Consider the following 8,839-nt stretch of genomic DNA (forward strand, 5'->3'; position numbering starts at 1 on the left):
CCAATTTTGACGGACCACTTCACAGAGTGCCTTCAACGGACGGGCACAACGCAACCAATCCTCACACTTTTAAATAGTATTTGGTTGCGGTCATACGACCGCTTTATGAGTGAGCTGGGTAAGATGAAGAGGCAGTCTTGCAGATCGGAGGAGTCGACGGTTGCTACCGACCAAGTGTTCGCTAATCACGTAGATGCTTTGTCTGTTCGAGCAGCCAATTCTTGAAGAATGAAGCTGCGGACGATCCCGAAGTATTCTTGTCCAATCCAATTTCATACCAGATGCAGCGGGTACTTCGTGGATCCATGCGGACTAGCCGCCCCGAAAATAATTCTCGCTCGCAAAGGATCTTGTCTGCAAGGATAACCCCTTCTCCGTCCGCCGCCGCATCAATTGCGAGAGAAAGATCCGAATAGACCTTGCCCGCGTTCCAGCCAGTGCTTTCCGGCTCGTGGGTCGCATACCATTTGTGCCAGGTTTCTTTTCCATTGTCGTGGATGAGAAACGCGCGACTCCAATCGACTTCGTTATCTTGCGACGAAAGTTTAGCGCTCAAGTGCGGTGTCGCGGCCGGAAAGCCATCAATCGGGAACAATCTGTCCTTTGCCACACCACGTCCCGGTAGTCGCGTCTCAAAGTGAATAACAATGTCGGCGTGCCCGTCGCCAATCTGTGCCGGTGTCCACGCTGGCCGCAGATCTACGTCTATTCGCGGAAAAAGGTTGCAAAACTCTGTTATGCGCTTGCGCAGCCAGAGTGAGGCAATCGCGGGCTCGGCGCTGACAACCACCGTACCGGTCCGTGTCTTTCGAAGCAGGGTCTCGCTTGCATCCGTCAACGTTTGAAGCCCGCTCGCGATTTGCGGAAGTAAGGTTCGCCCATCTTCGCTCAACTCGACCCGGTTGCGGTGCCTGATGAAAAGGTCGGTTTCGAACCAACGCTCCAGATTTTTGATATGCTGACTGACAACACTGTGGCTTAAGTTCAGCTCACTTGCAGCTTTGGCAAAGCTGGAATGTCGTGCAGCGGCCTCGAAGACCCTGAGAGCATTAAGGTGACGAAGCGTGTTTCCCATCATTTTAGCGTAGGTAAAAGCTTCGCTGAGCGCAAGTTAAACGCGCTTTCTGATCTTGGGATTTGGTTGTTAACCTTCAAATTACAAATCAAGCAATTAAACTGCATAGGAACCCGTATGAACGCTGTTTTGCCTTCTGCAGACACGAACGTCTCGCTTGGAGTCGATGAACTTCACAAGTCATTCGGTACGCATGAAGTCCTTAAGGGTGTTTCGCTAGAGGCCCGCGAAGGTGAAGTCATTTCGTTATTGGGGTCTTCCGGATCGGGAAAAAGCACTCTTTTGCGTTGCGTCAATCTGCTAGAGACGCCGACATCCGGCCAAATATCGGTCCATGGTGAGGTCATCAAGATGACCCAAGATCGCAGCGGCGTGGCCCGGCCCGCGGACCCGCGGCAGGTGGAGCGCATCCGCGCAAGACTGGCAATGGTTTTTCAGTCGTTCAACCTTTGGTCCCACATGACCGTCATGGAAAACGTCATCGCGGGACCGATCCACGTGTTGAAACAATCGCGTGCCGAGGCGATAGAGCAGGCCAAAGAGGTGCTGGAACGCGTCGGCATGTACGAGCGGCGCGACTATTATCCTGCCCATATTTCCGGCGGACAACAACAGCGTGCTGCCATCGCGCGCGCGCTGGCGATGAAGCCTGACGTCATGCTGTTCGACGAACCGACCTCTGCGCTCGATCCCGAACTTGTAGGCGAAGTGCTGAAAGTCATCCGCTCGCTGACCGAAGAGGGACGCACGATGGTCGTTGTCACCCATGAAATGGCTTTTGCGCGCGATGTCTCGTCAAAAGTCATTTTCCTCCACCAAGGGCTGATCGAGGAACAGGGCGCGCCCGCCCAGATGTTCGCAAGCCCGAAATCGGGGCGATTCAAGGAATTCCTGTCGAACACACGACAATAGCCGAGGTCTCGACGCGCCCTTTCCGGCCAATACTGAAACAAACTCCAACCCAGGGAACATCAAAATGACACTGAAACAGACACTTCTCGCATCCGCCGTTGGAACGCTGACGCTGATGGCCGGAATGGCATCCGCAGACACATTGCGAATCGGTGTGGAGGGAGCCTATCCTCCGTTCTCGAAAAAGGAAGCCGACGGAACGCTGTCCGGGTTTGACATCGATATCGCGCTTGCCCTTTGCGAAGAAATGAACCGCGAATGCGAGTTGGTCGAGCAGGAATGGGACGGCATGATCCCTGCTCTGATCGCCCGGAAATATGACGCCATTGTAGCCTCGATGTCGATCACCGAAGACCGCAAGAAACGCGTCGATTTCTCTGAAAAATACTACTTCACGCCATCGCGGTTCGTCGCCAAGGAAGGCGCTACTTATGAGATGACTGCCGACGGCACGAAGGATCTGAAGATCGGCGTTCTGCGCGGCACGACGCTGCAATGTCATGTAGAAAAGGCTTATCCCGAGGCTGACCTGCGCCTGTATAACACGCAGGAAGACGTGTTCGCGGATCTGGTTGCCGGGCGTCTGGACATGCAGTTGAACAATACTCTGCAGGCAATGGACGGTTTTTTGAACACCGAGCAGGGTCAGGGATTTGCCTTTCTTGGTGATGATGTGGACGATCCCGATTGTCTCGGCGAAGGCACCGGCATCGCCGTGCGCAAAGGTGATAAGTTGGCGGGTGAACTGTCCGCCGCCATCAAGGCAATCCGCGCCGATGGCACCTATGCGACGATCAACGACAAATATTTCGACGTCGATATCTACGGCAAGTGATCCAGCCGATATCGCACGACAGGGGAACCGTCCGGCTTTCCTGTCGCATCCTGCATCCAATTGGTGGGTTCCGCACATGGACGTGATCTTTGAGTACAGACAGATCTTGATCCAAGGCACACTGGTCACGATCTCATTAGCGGTTCTGTCCTTGGCTTTGTCCATTGTCCTGGGGCTTATCGGGGCCTTTGCCAAACTGTCGCCGACGCGCGGCATCCGGCGGATGGGTAATGTATATACCCTATTTGTGCGCAGCGTGCCCGATCTGGTGCTGATGATGCTGATCTTCTTTGGCGGCCAGACTTTGCTGAGCCAGATTGGTGGCCTGACCGGCCTTTGGGATTACATAGAGATCAACCAATTTGTTGCCGGGGTTTTGACGCTGGGCTTTATTTTCGGTGCCTATATGTCAGAGACATTCCGAGGTGCGATCCTCGCCATTCCGCAGGGCCAGATCGAGGCGGCCAGAGCGGTGGGAATGTCCCCCGGTCAGGTGTTCCGCATCGTAACCTGGCCGCAAATGGTGCGTTTCGCTTTGCCCAGTTTCACCAACAACTGGCTGGTGCTGGTTAAATCCACCGCGCTTGTCTCGGTGATCGGCCTGCACGATCTGGTCTGGAACGCGTTTTCAGCGGGCCGGTCCACGCATCAACTCTTTAGCTTCATGATCGCGGTGATGGGCGTCTATCTGGTGATCACTGGCTTATCCGATCTCCTCCTGCGGATGGTCGACCGGAAATACGCCGTCGGCGTGAGAAGGGCGTAACACCATGAACCCCGAACGCAGCTTTTATGAGTATCTGGAAAGCTTTAGTGAGAACCAATCCCCCATCGATTTTGTGCTGATCTATGACAATCTCGGACGGTTTTTTGACGGAGCCTTGGTCACCCTCCAACTGACATTCCTGGCGCTTCTCGTTGGGGGCCTGATCGCAGTACCACTGGCCATCGCGCGGGCTTATCGCAAACCGTTTCTTAGTCCTGCCATCCGTGTCTATACATATGTCTTCTGCGGAACGCCGCTCTTGGTCCAAGTCTATCTGTTCTACTTCGGCCTTGGTCAGTTCACTACGGTTCAGGAAAGTTTCCTGTGGGACCCGATCCTGAGCAACCCGTGGTGGTGCGTGATCATCGCCTTTACATTAAACACAGCAGCCTACACCACCGAGTTCCTGCGCGGCGCCATTGAGGCGACTCCGCATGGCGAGGTCGAAGCCGCCAAGGCTTGTGGCATGTCGCCGTTCACACGAATGCGGCTGGTGATCTTGCCGAACGCCTTCAGACGTGCCCTGCCTGCCTATTCGAACGAGGTTATCTTTACGCTGCATGGGTCCGTGATCGCCAGCACAGTCACCTTGCAGGATCTGTTGGGGGTCGGGCGCTGGCTGAATGGCCGCTACTACCTGGCCTATGAGGGTTTTCTAACGGCGATGATGTTTTACATGGCCATCGTGTTCCTCATCACCTTCGCCTTCAAGATGGCAGAAAAACGTTTCCTCGGCCATCTGCGACCTCGGGAAACATCAGTTCCCGGCACGGCAAATATCGCGGCCCGAGTCGCGCGCCTTGATCACCATTCTCAAAACCTCCGCTGAAAGGCTTTCACATGACCAATTCAAAAAACCGCGACCTGATCGAAGGGCGTATGGCCCTAATCGTTATCGACATCCAGAAATCGGCCTTTGCACCAATCCCGGATGACAAACGCGCGATTGCTCATATGCCAGACTATGCAGAGCGTATGGCGCGTTCAAAAGAGGCGGTAGACAAGGCACGCGAGGTCGGAATTCCGGTGATCTTCATCCAGGAAATCCACCGCGCCAATTTGATCGACATGGGGCGCGAAACTGATGGCGACGAAGATGTACACTGCTTGGACAGCAACCCGCTGACGGCCTTCGCCGAAGAAGAGCTCGGCATGCTTCCGGATGATTACCGCATCTCCAAGCGTCGTTATTCCGCGTTTTACGGGACCGACTTGGAGATCTTGCTGAAAGGGCTCAAGGCGGAAACTCTGATCCTTGTGGGCGGCCTGACCGACGTTTGCGTGCATTACACATTCGTTGATGCCCATCAGGGCGACTATTTCTGCCGCGTGATCGAAAACTGTGTCGCTGGTTCTAGCCTGGAGGCGCATCAGGCATCGCTCAACGCGATGGAATACCTTCAGCACGGCGCGATCCGCACCTTGGATGAGGTCCTGTCTGCGATGGAAAACAAAGCTGAAACGCAGGCCGCTTGATCCGATCTTGATGGCAGTCAATTCCTGCTGCCCTCTCGATTTCATAACTCTACCAGATACGAGGAGCCAATCATCATGACAGTTCAAACTACCCTGAGCACAGGTGAAACGCCACAGGAGCGGTATGAGAGGCTCAAGGCCGCAGGGAACGGAGAAGGCGGTGATTTTGCCGCTCGCCAGTCTGCCGCCCGGGTTCAATTAGCACCGGAAATTGATGGACAATCAGTAATCTTTGAAGATGCCGTGCCGGGCAAAGGGTATTGGCATGGCCGTCTGAAACGCGGTGACGGCTTGCGGCTTGTGGTCGAAAGCGTAACTGGTGTCGCGGCTTGTTTCTGGCGCGCCGACGAAACCTCCGAACGGTTCAATCCCGGTGACACAATCAAGGTGCAATGGACCAGCGAGATGACCACAGGCCGCGTCCTTTTGTCGGATATGGGGCGTGCGATGGTGTCGATCACCCACGATGATTTTGGGCGGTCCGACTGTTTGGCGGGTGTATCCTTGCCTGGCCCCGCGGACGGTGGTGATTGGCAGAGCGGGCGGGAGCATTTTCTACGCGCTGCGTTAAAAAACGGGTTGAACAAACGCGACGTCGGACCATGCATCAGCTTTTTTGCACCGGTATCGGTCGAATCCGGCGGTCGACTGTATTGGGCGGATCAAAACAGTACCGGTCCGTTCACTGTTGATTTGCGAGCGGAAATGGATCTGATTGTGACCCTGTCAAACTCGGCACATCCAATGTCGCCGGATCGCGAGCCGCTGCCCTTGGCAGTAACGCAATTTCGTGCGCCGCACGCCGCGACCGACGACCTGGCCCGCACAGGGACAGTCGAGGCGCGGCGCGCCTTTGAAAACACCGACGCCCTTTTCGGCGACCGTAAACGCTTGTCATAAGGAGTGCCCAGATGCTCGACGCCCCCAATCACGCGGACAACCACCACATCCCAGCGAATGTAGGCTGGTCTGCGATCATTCGCAAAGGCCAGATGATGCGCATCATCGATCTTGAAGGCCAACAGGCGGTTGATACGCTGTTTTATAGCGCCGACGATACGTCTGAACGTTACTCGGCCCAAGATACGGTCCTTGCTCAAAAGTCCCCCTATGTCACCGAAGGCTCAGTGCTTCTGTCAAACGAAGGCAACCCGATGATGACGGTTGTACGTGATACCGTTGGGGCGCACGACACGTCTGCCGGGGCGTGCTCTTGTGAGGCCAACACAGTGCGATTTGGCCATGAGGTGCGCCATTTGCACGCGTGCCGCGACAACTTCATCACAGAGGCCGCCAAGTGGGGCATGGAGAGACGCGACATCGTGGCCAATGTCAATTTCTTCATGAATGTCCCGATTGAGCCCACGGGCGCGCTGGCCATTTCCGACGGGCTGTCCGCCCCGGGCAATTCGCTGGATCTGCGCGCAGAGATGGATGTGATCTGCCTGATCTCCAACTGCCCGCAGATTAACAATCCCTGCAACGGGTTCAACCCGACGCCGGTTAACGTGCTGATCTGGACCCCTGAGGAAGACTGACCCATGGATTTACGCCTTTGCGAACTCGCCTGCCGTTATGCAGGCGGTGAAACCGTCACCGATGTGATGGAACAGGTCCTTGCCGACTGTGACGACTACAGCGACCCTGCGGTCTTCATCAAACGGATAGACCATGCTGATGTTCTGGCGCGTGCGGCAGAATTGGACGCCATCGATCCTGCAGACCGCGGGCGACTTCATGGCGTTCCCTTTGCAGTGAAAGACAATATCGACGTTGCCGGTCTGCCCACAACGATGGGCATGGCAGGCGAACAACCCGAGGCCGAGCGCACTGCCACGGCGGTGCAACGCGTGCTCGATCAAGGCGCAGTTTTGATTGGAAAGACCAATCTGGATCAGTTCGCTACGGGGCTGGTTGGTGTTCGATCGCCTTATGGCGCACCCCATTCGGTGTTCGATGACACGATGATTTCGGGAGGCTCCAGTTCTGGATCGGGCGTCTCGGTTGCGGCGCATCTCGTTAGCTTTTCTTTTGGCACAGATACCGCAGGATCAGGTCGCGTTCCGGCGGCGTTCAACAATATCGTCGGGGTCAAGCCAACCAAAGGCATGGTTCCGACCACAGGTGTGTTCCCTGCCAACAAGAGCCAGGATTGTCTGTCGGTTTTTGCGCTGACCGCGAAGGATGCCGATATGGTGCGTGGCATCATTTCAGGTGTAGATGGGGTAGACCCCTATGCACGTGACACCGCATTCGTAGGTTTGCCACAAGACAACATTCGCATTGGTGTGCCAAGCGCCGCTTCGCTTGAATTCTTTGGTGATACACAGGCCGAGGATAACTATGCGGCCGCCTGTGCAGCCCTTTCAAAAGCTGGCTACACACTTGTCCCGTTTGACTTTGATCCCTTCGCCGCAACCGCCCGAATGCTCTACGGCTCGGCTTGGGTGGCTGAGCGTACCCACGCCCTGACACCTTGGCTTGATGCATCGCCTGACCCGCTGCACCCAATCACCCGCGAGATCGTTGAGGACGGTTTGCAATACAGCGCTGTAGATACGTTTGACGCGCTATACAAAGCTGCCGAAGCGAAAGTCGCGCTTGATGTGGTCTGGAACGATATCGACGTGATGTGCGTGCCAACCACGCCGTCGTTCTATTCTTTGAGGGAACTGGAAGCGGAGCCGATCCTGCTCAACAAGCAGCTTGGCTATTACACCAACTGTGTCAATCTGCTGGACTACGCGGCGTTCGCTGTCCCGGCGGGGTTCCGCACAGACGGCTTGCCCGCAGGCGTCACTCTCGTCGCACCGGCCTTCACGGATTCAGCACTTGCCCGTTTTGGTGGTCAAATCCATCAGCTATTGTCAGCCGGCACTGGACGTGATCGACTGACAATAGCTGATCAGGACACACCGGACGCAGAAGGTTGGTCCTACATCGACATCGCCGTTGTCGGAGCTCATCTGACGGGTATGCCTTTGAACAGCCAGCTTACAGAACGGGATGGTGTTCTGCTTGAAACCGTTCAGACATCACCGGAATACAAGCTGTTTGCGCTTGCCGAAACAACGCCTCCCAAACCGGGACTTGTACGTGATCCCGAAAATGGCGGAGCCGGTATTGAGCTGGAAATCTGGCGGCTCCCTGAAAGCACACTTGGTGGCTTCCTCAAACTCATTCCTGCACCGCTTGGCTTGGGGACAATTTTGCTTTCCGACGGACGACAGGTGAACGGATTTATTTGTGAGAGCCGTACATTGGGGAATGCCGTGGACATCACAGAATTTGGAGGCTGGAAAGCCTACCTTTCGAAGATTGCATAGCACGGTAAAGCAACCCACTCATCTTCCTCCCCGAGTTTAAGGCAACTGAAAGAACTCCTAGGACTGTGAGTATGGTTTTGCGGCTTGATGGCCTGACCCATGTTACGATTGACCACGTGTCATTGTGTTGACGTGTTGACCGTCAAGTCGCCCCGGAAGCGGGCGAGATTTGACCTCATAGGAGCCTGACGGTCTGCGTACCATCACAGTCCTGTTCCCTTCGGATCGATCCGGGGCATTCTTAGCAATGAGGGCATCATGAAGACCACACATCCAGTAATCATCGGCATTGATACGCATAAAGGGCTTTGTTGCACAAATCGGGTGAGTGGCAGCCTGAGCTAATGGTATGAACTGCCTTCCTGCCAAACCGCAGCTATTGTTGCGGGCATCGGTGGAGAGATAGGAGCATTCTGATGGATGTCGAAGTATTGGGCATTGATCTGTGC

The 8,839-nt window shown here is 55.4% G+C and carries 9 protein-coding genes; 8 read left to right on the forward strand and 1 reads right to left on the reverse strand.

Annotated features, from left to right (window positions below; all coding sequences use genetic code 11):
• Positions 1–181: 181 nt before the first annotated feature.
• Positions 182–1,075, reverse strand: a complete 894-nt coding sequence (locus tag KMP13_RS12900; protein WP_215266255.1) for a LysR family transcriptional regulator — start codon at positions 1,073–1,075, stop codon at positions 182–184.
• A gap of 117 nt (positions 1,076–1,192) precedes the next feature.
• Between KMP13_RS12900 and KMP13_RS12905 the strand changes: the two genes are divergently transcribed.
• The 8 genes from KMP13_RS12905 (at position 1,193) to atzF (ending at position 8,390) form a co-directional block, all read left to right on the forward strand.
• Complete coding sequence (locus KMP13_RS12905) at positions 1,193–1,987, forward strand: ABC transporter ATP-binding protein (RefSeq protein ID WP_215266256.1); 795 nt, start codon at positions 1,193–1,195, stop codon at positions 1,985–1,987.
• Positions 1,988–2,051: 64 nt separating this feature from the next.
• On the forward strand, positions 2,052–2,822 hold the full coding sequence (locus KMP13_RS12910; RefSeq protein WP_215266257.1) for a transporter substrate-binding domain-containing protein: 771 nt from the start codon (positions 2,052–2,054) through the stop codon (positions 2,820–2,822).
• A gap of 76 nt (positions 2,823–2,898) precedes the next feature.
• Positions 2,899–3,588, forward strand: coding sequence for an ABC transporter permease (locus KMP13_RS12915; protein WP_215266258.1), 690 nt, complete (start codon positions 2,899–2,901; stop codon positions 3,586–3,588).
• Between the two features lie 4 nt (positions 3,589–3,592).
• Positions 3,593–4,417: an ABC transporter permease gene (locus KMP13_RS12920; protein ID WP_215266259.1), complete on the forward strand. Its 825-nt coding sequence runs from the start codon at positions 3,593–3,595 to the stop codon at positions 4,415–4,417.
• An 11-nt stretch (positions 4,418–4,428) separates the two neighbouring features.
• Positions 4,429–5,064, forward strand: coding sequence for a cysteine hydrolase family protein (locus KMP13_RS12925; RefSeq protein ID WP_215266260.1), 636 nt, complete (start codon positions 4,429–4,431; stop codon positions 5,062–5,064).
• 75 nt (positions 5,065–5,139) lie between these two features.
• Positions 5,140–5,964 (forward strand): urea amidolyase associated protein UAAP1, encoded by an 825-nt coding sequence (locus KMP13_RS12930; protein ID WP_215266261.1) that lies wholly within the window; start codon positions 5,140–5,142, stop codon positions 5,962–5,964.
• 11 nt (positions 5,965–5,975) lie between these two features.
• The gene (locus tag KMP13_RS12935) at positions 5,976–6,602 is read left to right on the forward strand and encodes an urea amidolyase associated protein UAAP2 (RefSeq protein WP_215266262.1); all 627 of its coding nucleotides are present in this window, start codon (positions 5,976–5,978) and stop codon (positions 6,600–6,602) included.
• A gap of 3 nt (positions 6,603–6,605) precedes the next feature.
• Positions 6,606–8,390: an allophanate hydrolase gene (gene atzF, locus KMP13_RS12940; RefSeq protein WP_215266263.1), complete on the forward strand. Its 1,785-nt coding sequence runs from the start codon at positions 6,606–6,608 to the stop codon at positions 8,388–8,390.
• Positions 8,391–8,839: the final 449 nt, after the last annotated feature.

The sequence above is a fragment of the Epibacterium ulvae genome (assembly GCF_018678075.1).
Classification (GTDB): domain Bacteria; phylum Pseudomonadota; class Alphaproteobacteria; order Rhodobacterales; family Rhodobacteraceae; genus Epibacterium; species Epibacterium ulvae_A.

Bases quoted from the DNA above. Each gene is read 5' to 3' on its own strand.
- KMP13_RS12900 (WP_215266255.1), bottom strand. From the start codon at position 1,075: ATGGGAAACACGCTTCGTCACCTTAATGCTCTCAGGGTCTTCGAGGCC.
- KMP13_RS12905 (WP_215266256.1), top strand. From the start codon at position 1,193: ATGAACGCTGTTTTGCCTTCTGCAGACACGAACGTCTCGCTTGGAGTC.
- KMP13_RS12910 (WP_215266257.1), top strand. From the start codon at position 2,052: ATGACACTGAAACAGACACTTCTCGCATCCGCCGTTGGAACGCTGACG.
- KMP13_RS12915 (WP_215266258.1), top strand. From the start codon at position 2,899: ATGGACGTGATCTTTGAGTACAGACAGATCTTGATCCAAGGCACACTG.
- KMP13_RS12920 (WP_215266259.1), top strand. From the start codon at position 3,593: ATGAACCCCGAACGCAGCTTTTATGAGTATCTGGAAAGCTTTAGTGAG.
- KMP13_RS12925 (WP_215266260.1), top strand. From the start codon at position 4,429: ATGACCAATTCAAAAAACCGCGACCTGATCGAAGGGCGTATGGCCCTA.
- KMP13_RS12930 (WP_215266261.1), top strand. From the start codon at position 5,140: ATGACAGTTCAAACTACCCTGAGCACAGGTGAAACGCCACAGGAGCGG.
- KMP13_RS12935 (WP_215266262.1), top strand. From the start codon at position 5,976: ATGCTCGACGCCCCCAATCACGCGGACAACCACCACATCCCAGCGAAT.
- atzF (WP_215266263.1), top strand. From the start codon at position 6,606: ATGGATTTACGCCTTTGCGAACTCGCCTGCCGTTATGCAGGCGGTGAA.